This window comes from Pseudomonas fluorescens, from assembly GCF_902497875.1.
In the GTDB taxonomy this organism is placed as follows: Bacteria; Pseudomonadota; Gammaproteobacteria; order Pseudomonadales; family Pseudomonadaceae; genus Aquipseudomonas; species Aquipseudomonas fluorescens_BR.
In genome coordinates, this window is record NZ_CABVHY010000168.1 from 1 (window position 1) to 500 (window position 500).

Annotated in this window: 1 rRNA gene; it reads left to right on the forward strand. The window is 51.4% G+C overall.

From position 1 onward, the window contains the following. A 23S ribosomal RNA gene (locus F8N85_RS34470) occupies positions 1-306 on the forward strand; the annotation flags it as partial. Positions 307-500: the final 194 nt, after the last annotated feature.

The following is a 500-nucleotide window of genomic DNA, read 5'->3' on the forward strand; positions in this document are numbered from 1 at the left end:
GACAGTTCGGTCCCTATCTGCCGTGGACGTTTGAGATTTGAGAGGGGCTGCTCCTAGTACGAGAGGACCGGAGTGGACGAACCTCTGGTGTTCCGGTTGTCACGCCAGTGGCATTGCCGGGTAGCTATGTTCGGAATAGATAACCGCTGAAAGCATCTAAGCGGGAAACTAGCCTCAAGATGAGATCTCACTGGGACCTTGAGTCCCCTGAAGGGCCGTCGAAGACTACGACGTTGATAGGTTGGGTGTGTAAGCGCTGTGAGGCGTTGAGCTAACCAATACTAATTGCCCGTGAGGCTTGACCATATAACACCCAAGCAATTTGTTGACTCGAAAGAGCACCAGATTGCGGTGTGTGAAGACGAAACGAACCGAAAGTTCGAGATACTCACAAAACACCGAAAGCTATCACATACCCAATTTGCTGAAGCGAGGCCAACTGGCCACGACTCAGTACCCGAATTTCTTGACGACCATAGAGCATTGGAACCACCTGATCC